The sequence below is a fragment of the Chitinophaga eiseniae genome, assembly GCF_012641265.1.
Classification (GTDB): domain Bacteria; phylum Bacteroidota; class Bacteroidia; order Chitinophagales; family Chitinophagaceae; genus Chitinophaga; species Chitinophaga eiseniae_A.
Genome location: NZ_JABAHZ010000001.1, coordinates 311,191 through 327,355 on the forward strand (window position 1 = coordinate 311,191; position 16,165 = coordinate 327,355).

General features: G+C 44.3%; 19 protein-coding genes, 1 tRNA gene and 1 pseudogene. 18 read left to right on the forward strand and 3 right to left on the reverse strand.

The features are described from left to right. The first annotated feature begins 20 nt into the window (after positions 1–20). From HGH91_RS01125 to HGH91_RS01175, 11 genes and pseudogenes are all read left to right on the forward strand, one after another. Complete coding sequence (locus HGH91_RS01125; protein WP_168736623.1) at positions 21–1,145, forward strand: SusE domain-containing protein; 1,125 nt, start codon at positions 21–23, stop codon at positions 1,143–1,145. Positions 1,146–1,153: 8 nt separating this feature from the next. After that, entirely contained in the window at positions 1,154–2,299 is a 1,146-nt protein-coding gene (locus HGH91_RS01130) for a glycoside hydrolase family 76 protein (RefSeq protein ID WP_168736624.1), read from the forward strand. A 196-nt stretch (positions 2,300–2,495) separates the two neighbouring features. Beyond that, positions 2,496–2,906: a carbohydrate-binding protein gene (locus HGH91_RS01135; RefSeq protein WP_168736625.1), complete on the forward strand. Its 411-nt coding sequence runs from the start codon at positions 2,496–2,498 to the stop codon at positions 2,904–2,906. Between the two features lie 94 nt (positions 2,907–3,000). Next, positions 3,001–3,084, forward strand: a tRNA-Leu gene (locus HGH91_RS01140). A gap of 205 nt (positions 3,085–3,289) precedes the next feature. Next, positions 3,290–3,982, forward strand: coding sequence for a helix-turn-helix transcriptional regulator (locus HGH91_RS01145; RefSeq protein WP_168737823.1), 693 nt, complete (start codon positions 3,290–3,292; stop codon positions 3,980–3,982). An 81-nt stretch (positions 3,983–4,063) separates the two neighbouring features. Continuing rightward, on the forward strand, positions 4,064–4,456 hold the full coding sequence (locus HGH91_RS01150; protein ID WP_168736626.1) for a RidA family protein: 393 nt from the start codon (positions 4,064–4,066) through the stop codon (positions 4,454–4,456). Positions 4,457–4,555: 99 nt separating this feature from the next. After that, positions 4,556–5,077, forward strand: a pseudogene (locus HGH91_RS31580) (PDDEXK nuclease domain-containing protein). A 483-nt stretch (positions 5,078–5,560) separates the two neighbouring features. Continuing rightward, positions 5,561–6,193 (forward strand): hydrolase, encoded by a 633-nt coding sequence (locus HGH91_RS01160; RefSeq protein ID WP_168736627.1) that lies wholly within the window; start codon positions 5,561–5,563, stop codon positions 6,191–6,193. Positions 6,194–6,237: 44 nt separating this feature from the next. After that, positions 6,238–6,816, forward strand: a complete 579-nt coding sequence (locus tag HGH91_RS01165; RefSeq protein WP_168736628.1) for a Crp/Fnr family transcriptional regulator — start codon at positions 6,238–6,240, stop codon at positions 6,814–6,816. Between the two features lie 89 nt (positions 6,817–6,905). Continuing rightward, entirely contained in the window at positions 6,906–7,313 is a 408-nt protein-coding gene (locus tag HGH91_RS01170) for a VOC family protein (RefSeq protein WP_168736629.1), read from the forward strand. Positions 7,314–7,398: 85 nt separating this feature from the next. Next, positions 7,399–7,809 (forward strand): VOC family protein, encoded by a 411-nt coding sequence (locus tag HGH91_RS01175; RefSeq protein ID WP_168736630.1) that lies wholly within the window; start codon positions 7,399–7,401, stop codon positions 7,807–7,809. Between the two features lie 160 nt (positions 7,810–7,969). Here the strand turns inward: HGH91_RS01175 and HGH91_RS01180 are convergent, their stop codons facing one another. After that, complete coding sequence (locus HGH91_RS01180) at positions 7,970–8,773, reverse strand: DUF5995 family protein (RefSeq protein WP_168736631.1); 804 nt, start codon at positions 8,771–8,773, stop codon at positions 7,970–7,972. A gap of 137 nt (positions 8,774–8,910) precedes the next feature. On the opposite strand from HGH91_RS01180, the gene HGH91_RS01185 reads away from it, so the two are divergent. Then, entirely contained in the window at positions 8,911–10,428 is a 1,518-nt protein-coding gene (locus tag HGH91_RS01185) for a serine hydrolase domain-containing protein (protein WP_168736632.1), read from the forward strand. 73 nt (positions 10,429–10,501) lie between these two features. Next, positions 10,502–10,957 (forward strand): hypothetical protein, encoded by a 456-nt coding sequence (locus HGH91_RS01190; RefSeq protein WP_168736633.1) that lies wholly within the window; start codon positions 10,502–10,504, stop codon positions 10,955–10,957. Between the two features lie 50 nt (positions 10,958–11,007). Here HGH91_RS01190 and HGH91_RS01195 read toward each other — a convergent pair whose 3' ends face one another. Then, positions 11,008–11,535 carry a hypothetical protein gene (locus tag HGH91_RS01195; protein ID WP_168736634.1) on the reverse strand — a complete coding sequence of 176 codons (528 nt, stop codon included), beginning with the start codon at positions 11,533–11,535 and terminating at the stop codon, positions 11,008–11,010. A gap of 272 nt (positions 11,536–11,807) precedes the next feature. On the opposite strand from HGH91_RS01195, the gene HGH91_RS01200 reads away from it, so the two are divergent. The 5 genes from HGH91_RS01200 (at position 11,808) to HGH91_RS01220 (ending at position 15,408) form a co-directional block, all read left to right on the forward strand. Further along, the gene (locus HGH91_RS01200) at positions 11,808–12,629 is read left to right on the forward strand and encodes an alpha/beta fold hydrolase (protein ID WP_168736635.1); all 822 of its coding nucleotides are present in this window, start codon (positions 11,808–11,810) and stop codon (positions 12,627–12,629) included. Positions 12,630–12,790: 161 nt separating this feature from the next. Next, a complete protein-coding gene (locus HGH91_RS01205) occupies positions 12,791–13,516 on the forward strand; it encodes a pirin family protein (RefSeq protein WP_168736636.1) in 726 nt (241 codons plus the stop codon). A gap of 9 nt (positions 13,517–13,525) precedes the next feature. Next, entirely contained in the window at positions 13,526–13,837 is a 312-nt protein-coding gene (locus HGH91_RS01210; protein WP_168736637.1) for a hypothetical protein, read from the forward strand. A 10-nt stretch (positions 13,838–13,847) separates the two neighbouring features. Further along, positions 13,848–14,783: a ring-cleaving dioxygenase gene (locus tag HGH91_RS01215; RefSeq protein WP_168736638.1), complete on the forward strand. Its 936-nt coding sequence runs from the start codon at positions 13,848–13,850 to the stop codon at positions 14,781–14,783. A 7-nt stretch (positions 14,784–14,790) separates the two neighbouring features. Next, complete coding sequence (locus HGH91_RS01220; RefSeq protein ID WP_168736639.1) at positions 14,791–15,408, forward strand: alpha/beta hydrolase; 618 nt, start codon at positions 14,791–14,793, stop codon at positions 15,406–15,408. A gap of 3 nt (positions 15,409–15,411) precedes the next feature. Here the strand turns inward: HGH91_RS01220 and HGH91_RS01225 are convergent, their stop codons facing one another. Then, positions 15,412–15,993 (reverse strand): Crp/Fnr family transcriptional regulator, encoded by a 582-nt coding sequence (locus tag HGH91_RS01225; RefSeq protein ID WP_168736640.1) that lies wholly within the window; start codon positions 15,991–15,993, stop codon positions 15,412–15,414. Positions 15,994–16,165: the final 172 nt, after the last annotated feature.

Consider the following 16,165-nt stretch of genomic DNA (forward strand, 5'->3'; position numbering starts at 1 on the left):
CCACCTAAAACTGTAATCACATGCAAAAATATTTAATCATTATACTGAGTGTTTTATTGTTCAGCTGTAAGAGAGATGATTATTCACTCAATACCAACCTGCAGCCGGTGTCTAAGCTCACAGCGCCGTTGGACAACAAGTACATTAAGCTGCAACCCACTACCAGTGCTACCGTGAGTTTTGAATGGGACCAGGCCCGCGCGGAAGACGGTTCGCTGGTGGTGTACGAAGTGGCTTTTGATAAAGCCGACGGAGATTTTTCATCGCCTGTGGCTAAATATTCATCAGATGGGGGCGGGGTACAAAACAGGTTGACCTTGTCGCATAAAGACCTGAACAGCATTGCGGGCAAAGCGGGTATTGCTTCGCTGGCCACCGGCAAACTGAAATGGACGGTGCTGGCTTCCAAAGGCTATAACATCCAGAAAGCGGCGGAGTCGAAAACGATAGAAGTAGAAAGGCCTAATGGTTTTGCGGAAATTCCTACTGATGTGTATCTCACCGGGGAAGCCACAGAAGCGGGCGCCGATTTATCAAAAGCATTGAAGCTGAAGTCTACCGCGCCGGGGGTATATGAAATTTACACCTCTCTCAAAAATGGTAAATATCATTTTACCAACCGGAATACCGGTACGCCGAGCACTTATTCCGTAATGGGTACGGCCGTAAAAGAAGGGGGCGAAAGCGAGCAAACTACCGGCACCAAAGTATACCGTTTGCGCCTGGACTTCAACAATGCCGCTGCTACCGTTACCGAGATCACTTCTATTGGTCTTTGGTTTGCGCCGCTGAACAAGTTCTTGTTTGAAATCAGTTATGCCGGCAACAGCACCTGGAGCATCAAGAGCCAGCTGATCACGTTTAAGCAGGAATCGTGGGGCCGCGATGAGCGTTATAAATTCCGTATAGCCGTTAAAGATAGCGATGGCAATGCCGGCGACGAATGGATAGGTAGTTCCAATGCAGATAACAGTCGCCCTACCAGTGCTACGCCGCTGAGTTTCTGGGAATTGAAGCCTATCAGCAACAATGACCAATGGAACTATTGCTACAAATTTGCCGCCGAAGCAGATACGAAGAACTGTGATATTAATGTATACTTCACGGCAGATAAGAATTACACCCACGAAGTGATCGTTAAATAAAAGTAACTATGAAGCTTATACGATACTCAATGCTATTATTGTCTTTTGCCTATGCCGCGTGTTTGAAAGAGCCGGTAGATGATGGTCCGGGTCCGGGAGCGGGCAAGGCCCGGTATGTTTACAACTGGCCACAGATAGCCGATTCCTCCCAACAGGGGCTTACCAGCAATTTCTGGAACCAGGAAAAGTACTTTAACCAGAACAGCAGCGGAGGTACTACTTTTAACTACTGGCCTAATGCGCACGCACTGGACGTGCTAACGGACGCCTATATACGTAAAAATGATCCGGCCATTAAATCACGCATGGATGATTTGCTGGCGGGCATGAAGGTGAAGAATGGCGGCACTTATATCAACTATTTCTATGATGATATGGAGTGGATGACGCTGGCCTGTTTACGCGCCTTTGAAGCTACCGGCGATACCCGTTACAAAGACGTAGCAGTACTGCTCTGGAATGATATCAAAGGCGGCTGGGACGATGTATGGGGCGGTGGTATTCACTGGAATAAGGACAAGTCGAAGAACTATAAAAATACGCCGGCCAATGCGCCCGCCTGTATCATTGCCTGCAGGATGTATGCCGTTACACAAAATCCCGATGACATTGCCTGGGCAAAGAAGATCTACGACTGGGAGAAAAGCACCCTGGTAGATCCGTCAAGTGGCCTGGTATGGGATGGTATTAACCAGGACGGCAGCGGGCAGGTGACTAAGAACTGGAACTTTACCTATAACCAGGGCGTGTTTATAGGCGCCGGGGTGGAGTTGTACAAGTTGACTGGTCAGAATATCTACCTCAACGACGCCATGAAAACCGCCAACAATACTTTAGGAGGTGGATTTACCAATGCCAACATCCTGAAGGATGAAGGGGGCGGAGATGGTGGTTTATTTAAAGGGGTGTTGGTACGTTACCTGATGTTGCTGATTACCGACGGCAGCATCAGCAGTACCGATGCGGCCAGGTTTGCGGCCTTCCTGCAGTTGAATGCAGAAACGCTGTGGTTGAAGGGAACTACCCGTCCGCAGGTGCTCTTTAATAAAGACTGGACCTCCCAGGCGGCCAGCAGTGACCTCACTACGCAATTGAGCGGGGCGATGTTGATAGAGGCGGCGGCTAAACTGAAGGATATGGGGCTTATCAAATAGTTGTATTCAGTACGATAGTAAATAAAGGCCGGTACCCGCGTTGCGGGCGCCGGCCTTTTCATTTTACCTGGACACTGTTATTATTTTGCTATGATATTACATAATTCCTTAATTTTATGATATTTATTATTAATTTATCGCCCTGGTAGTAATCATACCGGTACGTATATAAAGAGAAGACACCTATCCAATCCCTATGAGGCTGATGTTATTGCTGCTTTTTGCTTTTGTGCCATTGTTTGTCGCAGGACAGACGGCGGCGCCGGCGCCAGCGGCAAAGAAGGGGAACAGGGCCACGGAATTCCAGATGAAGGAGGGGAGCTACCTGAGTTTTGCGCAGGTAAACCTGAGTCTGGGGGAAATAGGTTTCCGGGTGGAGGTGGCCTCGGAGCACAAGAAGAGCAATGCGCGTTTAGAGTTTCGTATCGACAAACCCAAAGGGAAAATTATAGGTACCCTGGAGATTCCCTATACAGGTGACAGCACCTATGCGTTGAAGTTGACCGGTAACCTGCGCCATGCCGAAGGGGTGCACGACCTATACCTGGTGGCCCGGGGAGCGATGCCTTTTAGTATTACCTCCTTCGGGTTTATTTATAATTATTAGTATATCCTTTCACGTTAGTTTGAAAAAAAGTTGATATTTTTTTGGAGAAAAGAAATGACTGCTTATATTTGCACTCCCTGACACGATATCAGTTGCCCAGATGGCGAAATTGGTAGACGCACTGTGTTCAGGTCGCAGCGCCTGCAAGGGTGTGCTGGTTCGAATCCAGTTCTGGGCACAAAAAAGGTTGTAGATATCTGATCTGCAACCTTTTTTATTTCTATGAGTGTCAAAGATCGACGCTTTTTAGTGCTTTCTCCCACTATTTGCGACATTCAATTGACACCCACAATGACACTCAGTTTGTTTGTGCTTCCCTATTACTTCGGGAGTAACACTATTCCAAAACAACTATTTCCTCTGTAAAACGGATCAAGTTGAAAATGAATGAAAATGATACCAAGCGACTTTCACGGCTAACCGCTATCTTAACACAATTGCAGACAAAGCGATTGTTGACAGCGACCAGCCTTGCTGAAAAATTTAATGTCAATGTAAGAACCATCTACAGAGATATCAGGGCATTGGAACAGGCCGGGGTGCCTATTCTTACAGAAGAGGGAAAAGGGTATACGCTGATGGAAGGCTATAAAATTCCGCCGGTGATGTTTTCTGAAAGCCAGGCCAATGCACTTATTCTGGCGGAGCAATTGGTGCTAAAAAATAAAGACACTTCTTTTGTAAAAGATTACACCGAGGCTATCGATAAAATAAAAGCAGTGCTAAGGCAGCCGGAAAAAGACAAAGCCAACTTGCTCGCTGACCGTACCCGTTTTGAGCAGAATATAAACAGGGAAAGAAACAGTAATAATATATCGCAGCTACAAAATGCGCTGACTAATTTTCTCTTAATAAAAGTGGAATACAGTAACGAGCAAAATAAAGTCTCAGACAGGATCCTTGAGCCTTTTGCCCTGATCAGCACCAATGAAAACTGGTTGCTGATAGCCTGGTGCCGCATGCGTAAAGCGTTCAGGTATTTCCGCCTGGACAGGATTACCAGACTGGAAGTTCTTTCCGAAAATTTCACCCCGCATAAAATGACGCTGCAGGAGTATTTTGATAAATATTACTAATTTATTTATACCCCTGACATAAGGCTGTCGCGACCCCGTTTTAGGTTTGCACTATCAATAACAAATTAATAGTCAACAAAAATGGAAAAACAGACTTTCGACCCTTGGGTATGGGGCAAAAATACTAATTCAGTACAGGGAGTAGAAGTTAAAAATGTAGCAGGAACACTCTATTGTTCCGGGCAGGTAGCGATAGATGCCAATGGGATACCAAGCGGTGCGGACATGCGTTCACAGCTTATTCAAACTATTCAGAACCTGGAACAGCTGATCAGCGAATCAGGTTATGAGTGCAAGAACATTGTAAGACTGAACGTGTATACTACCTCTACACAGGATTTTTTTACAACCTGCATGGATGTGTATGTGCCTTTTATTCAAAAGTACAGTATCCAGCAAGCCACTACTTTATTGGGTGTGAAAGAATTATTTGCTACGCTGACGGTAGAACTGGAAGCAACAGTGGTAAGATAAGCATTGGGGTAACGTCCTACAATAAAAGCCGGAGATGATCTCCGGCTTTATTTTTTCATGAAGTGTTAATTGAAAAGCGTAACGTTAATTGAACAATCATTGTTCATTGAGCTTTCTCAGCTGATCGAACAAAGTCAACGGCAAGTATTTTCGTATGCTAACAGTACTCTTACGGTGCTTTTCTGGCGGATTGGCCAACGCATTAACGATGAAATCCTTCAAAATAAGCGGGCGGAGTATGCTAAACAGATTGTGTCGACACAATTAAAGAGTCGGGAACTAGAGTCATTCATATTGGAGTTGGGCAAAGGGTTTGCCTTCATAGAGCGCCAGAAAAGGATGATTATTGATGGTGAAGACTTTCACCTGGATCTTTTGTTCTACCACCGAAATTTATAAAGACTGGTTGCTGTAGAGCTGAAACTGGGAAAATTTGAAGCCCAGCACAAGAGACAAATGGAATTGTATTTAAAGTGGCTGGATAAATACGAAAAGCAAGAAGGAGAACAATCCCCGATTGGCTTAATCTTATGTGCCGAAAGTAGACGAGAACAAGTAGAACTGTTGGAAATGCACAAGGATGGTATCTGTAGCAGAATATTGGACAGAACTACCGTCTAAAAAAGAACTGGAGAAAAAAATACATCATCTATTTATTGAAGCTAAGGAAAGGATTGAATGCAAGAAGATGCTGGAGTAATGGCGTCGTCAATTATACTTCAAATGCAGCAGCGTGAGGAAATTGATTGTTTGGCTTTTGCCAGCTTCATTCTTGTACTATTGCGTTAAAAATCTCAAAGATCGTCTCTCAATCGGCTTTAGTGACGTTCCATTTATATTGGAACGTCAAAAGGGCATAATGCACCTTCATCAACTATATAAAATCCGGGTTTTATGGCGCTGATTTTTTAACTTAGATGTACAGCAGCGGATCGCTTGTTGGATGGTTTCCGATATTGTAGGGTAGAAGAAGTTTAGTTGCTGACTGGTCCAGCTTGTTTTGAAGTGGCAGGCGAAGGGATAAACGAAGGCATCGTTTCTTAACGCCAGATCATTGAATAGAGAAAAAACATCATATCATTCCTGATTTAAAATGTATCAACAATGAGCAGCATTACACCCATCAGAGATCCTAAAACAGATCATTTGATTTCTCCGGAAAACTCCGCGCTTATCCTGATCGACTATCAGCCATTACAAGTTAATTCTATAAAATCTATGGACCACGAGGAACTGGTCAGGAATATCGTAATTGTTACCAAAGTCGCCAAAGGGTTTAATGTGCCCATCATTCTAACCACGGTGAATGTAGAAAGTGGCATCAATAAACCGACTATCAAACACCTTAAAGAGGTGCTACCGGATGTAAAGGAAATAGATAGAACGACGGTAAATTCGTGGGAGGACAAAGGATTTCAGGATGCGGTAAAAGCGCTTGGGAAAAAGAAACTCGTCATCTGCGCGTTGTGGACGGAAGTGTGTTTGTCCTTCCCCGCCCTGGATCTCCTTAAAGAGGGATACGAGGTATATACCATTGTGGATGCGGTGGGTGGTACCTCGGGTATCGCCCATGAAACAGCGCTGAGAAGAATAGAACAAGCCGGTGTACAGCTGTCTTCCGTTACACAGTACGCCTGTGAACTGCAAAGAGATTGGAACAGACTGGAGACCAAACCCGTGTTTTTCGACGCGTTGATGGCAAACGGATCGTTTTTTGTGGAAACGCTACGGTGGTAATCCAAATACCTCACAACTAATTTTCCTGCAACTATCTTTAGACAATGAGCCACGATGTTTTCTTTCAGAAAATAAAAACGTATGTTGACCTCTCACCGCAAGCCGAAGCGGCGTGGGCTGCTTTGCTTCGCGAAAACACCTACAAAAAGGGCGATAATTTCATCACCGAAGGTCAAACACCTAAAAAAGTGGCCTTTATTGTAGGGGGCTTAATGTATCAATATTACGCCGCCGACAACGGCGACATGGTGATTAAATATTTCTTCCCCGAGAACCGAATTGCCGGTTCTATGACAGCTGCGCTCACGCAGTCGCCGAGTAATTTTACCATAAAGGCCCTGGAGGATACAGCTGTGCTTGAATATAATTTCATGGAATTTAAAAAACTTGTGACGATGTATCCTGATATCGCCGCTTTTTATATCCGCTATATGGAGCAGCATTGGATAATAGAGAAGGAACCCTATGAAGTTTCGCTACGGTATGAATCAGCTAAAACCAATTACGACAATTTTCTCCGCAAATACCCTGGGTTAGTGAAAAGGTTAAAGAAACAGCATATTGCCGCCTACCTCGGCATCACGCCGACACAGCTAAGCCGGATATTTTTTGCGAATAAATAAAGATTTTTCGCGTTTCTCAACATATGTAAATTTTTAGGAAAAACGGTTGCCGCAATTTTGCTTTAGTAAACAGCCCAAAAATTTAAATCATGGCAACAAGAGTTTTCATCAACCTGCCAGTTAAAGACCTGGAACGGTCAATGGCATTTTTCAACGGACTTGGCTACAGCTTTAACCCGCAGTTTACTGACGACAGGGCAGCCTGCATGGTAGTCAACGAACACATTTATGTAATGATGTTGGTAGAAAGTTATTTTAAAACATTCACCAGGAAAGAGATAAGCAACGCACACCAGGCAACTGAAGTATTGCTGGCACTCGATGCCGCCTCCCGTGAAGAAGTGCAGCAAACCATTACAAAAGCAACCGAACTTGGTGGCTCCATTTATGCCGAACCACAAGATCATGGATGGATGTACCAGCACAGCTTTGCAGACCCTGATGGACATCAATGGGAAATTGTTTATATGGACCCAACGAACATACCAAATTCGTAGCTAAGGCTGAATTATAAATGCGCTGTACGTATAGTAAAGAACGCTTTTTATTATCATCAACTTTATTCACCAAAAAAATAAAATCATGGCAAAACAAGTATTTATCAATTTACCCGTAAAAGACCTTCAGCAATCATTGGACTTTTACACGGCAGTAGGATTTTCCAACAATCCTCAATTTTCAGACGACTCAGCAAAATGCATGGTGTGGAGCGAAAACATTTTTGTGATGATAATGACACACGAAAAGTTTAAAACTTTTGCGACTAAGCCATTAGCAGACACGAAATCAAATTTAGCCGGACTTTTTTCATTATCGTTAGACAGCCTGGACGAAGTAAATAATTTAGTAACGAATGGACTTAAAGCTGGCGGAACTGAACCAAATGAACTAAGAGATTATGGTTTCATGCAACAGCGAACCATTGAAGATTTAGACGGACACACCTGGGAAGTTTTCTATATGGACATTACTAAATTCCCGGCTCAACAGTAAAACGGATTACGGTCTGTTTTTCTAAAAATTTCGACACTTATCTGACACTCAGGAACTTTAAGTAATAATAGCCAGAAAGATAGTACTCCAGTTCTGGGCAATAGAAAGGCTTGTAAGCTAAGGCTTACAGGCCTTTTTGGCTTGTAAAGCACAACAGGCACTATAACTTAAACCCCTTCAAATCCTTCTTATACGGCTTTTTAAAGTCATTCAGCATATCAATAATATAGCTCACTTTTTTACATTCGAATAAATGTATAAGCCAGACGCCAATTTTCAGGAACCCTCTGTTCTTAATCAAACTGCCTCCCAGCTCCGCGATTTCATTATCGCGCCGGGCAATAAAATCATCGTAGGCACTGCCTTTTTTCAAAGACAGTTCCTCCGCAAAGCACCAGGATCCATCCCTGGCGTTGCCAAGACTGAACTGCACCAGCATCGAATTTGATTTGGTACCTCTGAAACCAAGTATCGACATAAAAGGAGACAACACGTTCAGCTGATTGATGACCCCATATGTAAGTGAAGCCAGGATCAGGTTGATATTATTGTAATCTGTTCTCATACTATCCAGGTTGCCATTGGATACTTCACAGGCAGCAATGCCCAGGTCGAGATTGATATGGGCATTCATTCCCAGTAACAGGTGCTGTAATATTAAATAGGAACGTTTCTTTATAGCATTGAAGGCCACCTCCCAGGATCCGGTGACTGGCTTTCCCTGCTGCCACTGATCAAACGCATAAAAATACCGGTTCGCGAACTGAACATCCAGCCGGGTAATATTTTTTCCATCGCCAAACTGGCCTGCTGCAATGCCTTCCTTTACTTTCAATGTCACTTTGTAATACAGGGCGGCGAAATAGCCGCTACGATCTTCAGTCTTGATGGCGTTGCCGATGATATCTTCCAGCTTTGCCAAAACTTCATCTAAAGTTTGTGCTACTATTGGGGTTGAAGACATTTACACTTGTTTTTGGTTGTTGTCGCAATATTACAAATAAAAGAGCTATATTCAATTTTACCGATCAAGTGCTAACCTAAGATTTCCTGGAGTACCATGCCGCAGGGAAATTTTTTATCTTAAATGAATCTCTATATATGCACAGCTTCCATTGTAAAAAGATCACTTTATGGTTACTCTTGCTGTTTAAAACAGCGCTGACTTTTTCCCAAATAACAAAGGTTTCTAAGATCCCCAACGAAACATTTTCTTTTTCTGCGCCGGAAGACGAAGGATTCTCCTCTAAAGGCTTAAGCGATATATTCACTTATGTGAAGGAAAACAAATTAAATATTCACAGCCTTTTAATCGTACGGAATAAGAAGATCGTACTGGATGCCTATTTTTATCCTTTCCGCCCAGGTTTACGGCATGACGTAGCCTCTTGCACAAAATCGGTGACATCCCTGCTTATTGGAATAGCCATAGATAAGGGCTATATCAAAAGCGAGGATCAATTGGCAGCATCATTTTTCCCGGAAATCAGGTTAACGGGTAAGGGCTTTGAAATGTTATCCATCAAAGACCTGCTCACGATGAAATCGGGTTTTGATTGCGGCTTTTCAAATGAAGATAGCCTGTTCCATGAATTATTTCCATCCGGCAATTGGCCAAAATTTATTTTCAATGTTCCTTTTGCAACTAATCCCGGCCAGCAATTCTCCTATTGCAGTTGTAATTATTACCTGCTGGCGGAAATTATTTACCGGGCAACCGGGTTATCCCCAGAAGGTTTTGCTAAGAAATATCTCTTTAATGATTTAGGAATAAAGTCGGTTTATTGGTCGAAAAATAAGCATGGCATTAATTACGGTTGGGGAGACCTCGCGCTGCAGCCAATTGATCTCGCCAAAATTGGCCAACTATTGTTAGACGGTGGCAAATGGCATAATAAAATCATTATTTCTGCAAACTGGATACAAAAAGCTAAAGCTATGAATACCCTGTTTCCAAACGGAAATGGCTACGGCTATGGTTTTTGGATCGATAAGGACCGTAACTACAATGCGGAGGGTAGAGGTACACAGCGGTTACATATCGATTCCATACACAACGCCATTGTTGTAGTTACGGCGGGAGGACTTGACGACGATCAGAAAGAACGGATTGGTGATATTATTGGTAATTCGTTTCACCCGGATAAAAAATTGCCTCGTGATCCGGTTGCCTTTAATAGCCTTAAAAAACTGGAGCTGCTGGCGGCAAAAACAGTGACTGATTCGCCAAAGTACATTTCTAATACTGCTGAAAAAGAGAAGTTGTTTAATAAAACGATTATTTTTCCTGCAAACAGTTTAGCTATTGAAAGCGCAGAAATTATATCGAAAGAAGGGAATCTATCCCTTATGCTAAAGCAAACAGGGGAGCAAGCCGTTACCTATCCTTTAGGGACGGGTACTGCCTATAAATTTTATCAGGACGCTGGTTCTGGCCATCTATATGCGTTAAGAGGGTATTGGAAAACTGCTAATGAGTTTGAAATTGAATTTAATATGCTGTCCAAGATTAATAAATACCTGATTGATTTTAAAATGGGGGATAATGGGAGTAAGGTTTCGATTAAAGAAGGGACTCATAAAATTAATGAAGTGTTTCATGTATCTGTGAGCAAATGAACTCCCATTTGTCATTATCGGGATTTAGGTATATTTGCGTATGTCCCTTTACATTTTATGAAAAAGTGAACCTATGGAGATTGTATGTACCCAAACAATGAGTGATCATTTGCTTTCTAACGCTGTTTATCTCCTTATACCTCTTGTTTTATGTAGCATGGGAGAAGCTGGTATCGTGTTTGCTGTTCCAGCCTTGATTTGCTCGATAATTTTCGGTTTGGGTAGCCGGTTTGTGACAACATTACGCATTCAGGGAAATCAGCTGGAGGTAGATTATGTGAAAGTCTTTCGCCGGTGCACAGCCCATTTTAATATAGCCGATACCGTATTAGAGATAAGAAGATACGATGAATTGCGTCATAATGGAAAATGGCCAACTGGCCCCATCTACAAATATGATTGGCTACATATCATCGAGCATGGGAAGGACAAATTTTACGTAGATAGCCGAAAGGGATTCCCCTCCTCACAATTTATGATTTTGTTGCAGGCTTTTGCGGATGCCAAGGCTAGATCAGGGAAAAACTAAGAGATCAACGGTTAATAACAAAAAGCTAAACATCCGGTCCATATAAATCCCTACCGCTGCATGTTCCCCTGCATAGGAGCATACGCAGGGCCATAAAAAGGAGAATAACCATAGTAACTGCCCCTGCTTACACCAACGCTACCAGAAATAGAAAATGTCCTGTCGTTGCTGATATACATGACGCCAATTTTTGCCTCGGGGTAGGCTGCAAAGTGGTTAGGTTGCATCAGGCTACTGTTTTTGTTAACCATAGGCTGATAAGGGATGTTGTTGTAACGGAAGATAGAAGGTGTCACCGATACGCCCCCAAAGGCGAACAGGTTATTGGTCAGCTGACGGTTAAGCTGCCATGCCAGCGGCACGGACAAAAAAGAGCCGCTCCCTCCTTTAAATGCTACGAAACCGGTGGAAACGCCCGCATACTTCGTTACAAACCATTTCTTATAAATATGGTTGGTATCATTTGTCTGTTGAGGCTGTTTAAAGGAGGAGGGCATAGCACCAAAAGATGGATCTGTTTGTGCCTTTGCAGCCACACCTGACATTAAAAAAGCGGCAAAAAGAATGGTCCGTAACATAGCGATAAAGATAAGCATCCTTTTTTTATCAAAATGCTAATAGTATCATAATATCTATATGCCCAAATATAAGGGAGGTTTGTTGTGACTCCCGGTTATTAAACTAGATTAATCCCAGTTCTTAATATAGGTTATTGGCGATAGTTGCTTAAAGCAGGAGTTTTGTGTCATCATTCAACACCACTGGTAAAGAATGACTACGAGTGGGCCTTTTATTCATTCGTTAAACGGAGAACCATACTAAAATTAACTATCACCTAAACTCGAAAAACATGAACAAGATCACTGTTAAAGACGGCACCGAAATTTATTACAAAGATTGGGGAACTGGTCAGCCCATTGTTTTCCATCATGGCTGGCCATTATCCAGCGATGATTGGGACGCTCAAATGATTTTTTTCCTGAACCAGGGCTTCAGGGTCATCGCTTTTGATCGCAGAGGCCATGGACGGTCCAGCCAGACTGCTATCGGGCATGATATGGATACCTATGCATCAGATGTAGCGGAGCTGGTAAAAGCACTTGATTTAAAAAATGCGGTACATATCGGGCATTCCACCGGTGGAGGTGAAGTGATCCGTTATGTAGCAAAACACGGCAAGGGCCGCGTGGCTAAAGCTGTGCTGGTAAGCGCCGTTACGCCGATCATGGTAAAGAATGAAAACAACCCTGACGGTGTGCCAATGTCTGTATTCGATGAAATACGCGTTAATACCGCTGCCCACCGCCAACAGTTTTTCCAGGACTTTACGGTTCCGTTTTACGGTTACAACCGGGAAGGCGCTAAGAAGTCACAAGGTATCATGGACAATTGGTGGCGTCAGGGAATGATGGGAGCCATCAAGGCACATTATGACTGTATTAAGGCTTTCTCAGAAACAGACTTTACAGAAGACCTTAAAAGCGTTGATATTCCTGTATTGGTCATGCATGGAGAAGACGACCAGATTGTACCCATCGCTACTACCGGTGTGAAGGCTGCTCAACTCCTGAAGAATGGCCGTTTGATTTCTTATCCTGGTTTCCCGCATGGAATGCCTACTACAGAAGCGGCTACCATCAATGCCGACCTGCTGGCTTTCATTAAAGAATAGCAATGAAGGTGATCATTTACAACCAATGGCCGGGAGTTACTCCAGGCCATTGGTTTTTTGAGGGGGGCCGAAATCTTAATATAGATTAACCCGGTTTCTTAACCTGGTTCATAGGCAAAAGGGTCCATATAACGGAACTTTGTTTTATAAATATAAAGGCGATGGCACAGTATATTTTTCATAAAGCAGACACCCGCGGGCATGATCATCACGACTGGCTGGACAGCCGGAAAACATTCAGTTTTGGCGATTATTATAATCCCAGGAGAATGGGTTTTGGCGTACTGAGGGTGCTGAATGACGACACACTGCCTGGCGGCAAAGGATTTGGGCAGCATCCGCACGATAATATGGAAATTATCAGTATTCCGTTGAAAGGAAGCCTCAGACATGAGGATTCGGCCGGGAACAAGGCCATCGCAGCGGCCGGAACCATCCAGGTAATGCACGCGGGTAGCGGCCTGTTTCATAGTGAATACAATAACAGCAGTGACGAGGTAGCCGAGTTTCTTCAGATCTGGGTGTATCCCGAAGACCTGAATACGCCACCGCGATATACGCTGGGAGAACTACCACCTCATACGGAAAGAAACCAACTGCATACGTTTATCGGGCCTGATACTCCCAAGGGTATTGCTGTTCGCAAAGATGTATGGTTCAGCACCGGGCATTTCGATTACGGCGCTTCTTTTACTTATGCGGTACACCAGCCGGGTAATGGCGTGTATGCTTTTGTAATAGATGGCCGTTTCTACATCGATGGGAAGGAACTTTCTGCGAGGGATGGACTGGGCATATGGGACTCTGAGCATATCGAAATAAAAGGACTAAGTGAGGATGCACGCCTGTTGATAATGGAGGTACCCATGATCATTAACCCGCAATAATTTATTGCTATGGACAATCACTTAAAACTGCTCGCTGTTGGATACGATCCTGCTATCATGCAGGTGGTAGGGCGACTGCTAAATAGCCACGCCGGCTGGAATGGCGTTATTGCGCTTACCAGGGAAGAGGGGCTGGAAAAATTGCTCGAAGAAAACTACGACGCCCTGTTGCTTTGCGTAGGCGTAAGCGCCGACGATGAGGAAGCGTTTCACAGGGTGGTCAACAACCATCATCTGTCAACCATCATTATAAGACATTACGGGGGCGGCAGTGGACTGCTGGAAAATGAACTGCGTGCCGCACTCGATCATCAACAATAAAAATAAAACTATGGAAAAACAAATACTGGGTCTTCACCATATTACCGCTATTGCGGGTGATGCCCAACGCAACTATGATTTTTATACCGGCGTACTTGGACTCAGAATGGTGAAGAAGACCGTCAACTTCGATGATCCGGGTACTTATCACTTTTACTATGGGAATGAGCATGGCACCCCAGGTACCATCCTTACTTTCTTCCCATGGGGAAATATTGCTTCCGGACGCGCGGGAACGGGTATGGCAACTGAAATAACTTATGCCGTGCCGGAAGGCAGCCTGGACGTATGGAAAGAACGGCTGTCACGCTTCAATGTGCCTTTCTCCGAAATAAAAGAACACTTCGGCGAACCCTATCTTGCTTTCACAGATCCCGATGGACTTAACATCAACCTGATGGTGCCCAAAACACCGGATACCAGGACGCCCTGGGAAACAGACCAGGTAAAAGCAGATATGGCCACCAGGGGTTTTCATAGTACTACTTTGTCATTGAAGGAAATAGACGCCACCGCCAGCGTGCTCACAGACATATTCGGTTATCGCCTGCTGGCCCAGGAAGGAAACCGTTACCGCTTTATCACCGACACGGTACAACAGGCAGGCATCATCGATTTGCTGGCATTGCCGGAAGGACAACGTGGATTAAGTGGCGCTGGTATCAATCACCACGTGGCTTTCAGGGTAGCTAACGACACTATTCAGATGGAATACCAGGAAAAGGTGTTAAGCAAAGGGCTACAAATCACACCTCAAATTGACCGGGATTATTTTTTCTCGTTATATTTCAGAGAACCGGGTGGCGTATTGTTTGAAATTGCGACAGACAACCCCGGCTTTACGGTAGACGAGCCGCTCGACAAACTGGGCACCAGTCTCAAGCTTCCAAAACAGTATGAGCCATCCAGGGGAGAGATTGAAAAGGTATTACCAGTATTAAAATAATTCTGACATGCATAAAGAAAATATCATCACGGCCGGAAAACCGGTGACAGCAGCTTCCAAAGCATTGATCATGCTGCATGGCAGAGGCGCGTCGGCGGAAGATATCCTGTCGCTCGCCAAATGGTTTCCTGTTGGCGACTATGCGCTGCTGGCGCCACAGGCCACCAACCATACCTGGTATCCGCAGTCGTTCCTGGCGCCGCCGGCGGAGAATGAGCCCTGGCTTTCTTCTGCGCTAAGCCTGCTGAAAAATATGACAGATAACTTGCAGCAGCAGGACATTGCACCGGAGCATATTTACTTCCTCGGCTTTTCCCAGGGCGCCTGTCTTACGCTTGAATTCATTGCCAGAAACGCGACACGATATGGCGGCGCAGTTGCTTTCACCGGCGGGCTGATTGGAGACCGGGTATACCCCGAAAATTATAACGGAACATTTGATGGCATGCCTGTCTTCATCGGTAGTTCCAATCCCGATTTCCATGTACCGGTACAAAGGGTACATGAATCCACCGCCGTCTTACAAAAGATGGGCGCCAGCGTAACGGAAAAGATCTATGATAATATGGGACATACGATCATCGAAGATGAGATCAGGCAGGCCAATGAACTGATATTTAGTTAGCCGCTATTTCTTTTTGTGCATGGTACTTCTCACTTTGCTCAAAAATTCCGGCGATACCCCCAGGTAACGGGCTATCTGGTTCTGTGGTACACGTTGCACCACCTGGGGGTATTTTTCCAGAAAAGCGATGTACCGCTGTTCTGCGGTTTGTGAAACAAGGCTGTGAAAGCGCCTTTGCAATGCAAAGAGCGATCGCTGTATCAGCAGCCGGAACAAGGTCTCAAACTTGGGTATTTTTTCGTACAGCGCCGCTTTGCTCTTATAGTCTATGACCAGCAGTTCACAATCTTCCAGCGATTCGATGAACATATTGGAGGGCGTTTGCTCCGTAAAACTGTAGGGATCACTTACCCACCAGTCTTCTATGGCGAAGGAAAGTATTGTTTCTGTGCCATCATCACTCAGATAGTAGGTGCGGATGCAACCTTTTACGATATACGCTTCAAAGTCGCAGATCTCGCCATCCTGCAAAAGATAAGTACGTTTTCTTACCCGCCTGAACTTGAGCAGGGAATGAAAGAGCTGCCGCTCCTCCGGCGTCAACGATATGATACGGTCCACGAATTGATCAATCTGTTCAAACATAGTCTGTTAAAGATAGGTTTATTAGTACTTGTACGCTTCGCCGTTTCCCGGTAAATACGCGACACCCTATAGTCAAACCATATACCTGAATGTAACTAGTTGATTATGAATTGTTAATGATGGTTTGTTGAAAATATCGTTTTACGATATATCGTAATTTTATGAAAGCTTT

Excerpts from the sequence above, each read along its gene's own strand:
- HGH91_RS01185 (WP_168736632.1), top strand. The coding sequence starts at position 8,911 with ATGCACAGCTTCCATTGTAAAAAGATCACTTTATGGTTACTCTTGCTG.
- HGH91_RS01170 (WP_168736629.1), top strand. The coding sequence starts at position 6,906 with ATGGCAACAAGAGTTTTCATCAACCTGCCAGTTAAAGACCTGGAACGG.
- HGH91_RS01220 (WP_168736639.1), top strand. The coding sequence starts at position 14,791 with ATGCATAAAGAAAATATCATCACGGCCGGAAAACCGGTGACAGCAGCT.
- HGH91_RS01180 (WP_168736631.1), bottom strand. The coding sequence starts at position 8,773 with ATGTCTTCAACCCCAATAGTAGCACAAACTTTAGATGAAGTTTTGGCA.
- HGH91_RS01175 (WP_168736630.1), top strand. The coding sequence starts at position 7,399 with ATGGCAAAACAAGTATTTATCAATTTACCCGTAAAAGACCTTCAGCAA.
- HGH91_RS01145 (WP_168737823.1), top strand. The coding sequence starts at position 3,290 with ATGAATGAAAATGATACCAAGCGACTTTCACGGCTAACCGCTATCTTA.
- HGH91_RS01195 (WP_168736634.1), bottom strand. The coding sequence starts at position 11,535 with ATGTTACGGACCATTCTTTTTGCCGCTTTTTTAATGTCAGGTGTGGCT.
- HGH91_RS01200 (WP_168736635.1), top strand. The coding sequence starts at position 11,808 with ATGAACAAGATCACTGTTAAAGACGGCACCGAAATTTATTACAAAGAT.
- HGH91_RS01135 (WP_168736625.1), top strand. The coding sequence starts at position 2,496 with ATGAGGCTGATGTTATTGCTGCTTTTTGCTTTTGTGCCATTGTTTGTC.
- HGH91_RS01125 (WP_168736623.1), top strand. The coding sequence starts at position 21 with ATGCAAAAATATTTAATCATTATACTGAGTGTTTTATTGTTCAGCTGT.
- HGH91_RS01190 (WP_168736633.1), top strand. The coding sequence starts at position 10,502 with ATGGAGATTGTATGTACCCAAACAATGAGTGATCATTTGCTTTCTAAC.
- HGH91_RS01130 (WP_168736624.1), top strand. The coding sequence starts at position 1,154 with ATGAAGCTTATACGATACTCAATGCTATTATTGTCTTTTGCCTATGCC.
- HGH91_RS01225 (WP_168736640.1), bottom strand. The coding sequence starts at position 15,993 with ATGTTTGAACAGATTGATCAATTCGTGGACCGTATCATATCGTTGACG.
- HGH91_RS01150 (WP_168736626.1), top strand. The coding sequence starts at position 4,064 with ATGGAAAAACAGACTTTCGACCCTTGGGTATGGGGCAAAAATACTAAT.
- HGH91_RS01160 (WP_168736627.1), top strand. The coding sequence starts at position 5,561 with ATGAGCAGCATTACACCCATCAGAGATCCTAAAACAGATCATTTGATT.
- HGH91_RS01215 (WP_168736638.1), top strand. The coding sequence starts at position 13,848 with ATGGAAAAACAAATACTGGGTCTTCACCATATTACCGCTATTGCGGGT.
- HGH91_RS01165 (WP_168736628.1), top strand. The coding sequence starts at position 6,238 with ATGAGCCACGATGTTTTCTTTCAGAAAATAAAAACGTATGTTGACCTC.
- HGH91_RS01210 (WP_168736637.1), top strand. The coding sequence starts at position 13,526 with ATGGACAATCACTTAAAACTGCTCGCTGTTGGATACGATCCTGCTATC.
- HGH91_RS01205 (WP_168736636.1), top strand. The coding sequence starts at position 12,791 with ATGGCACAGTATATTTTTCATAAAGCAGACACCCGCGGGCATGATCAT.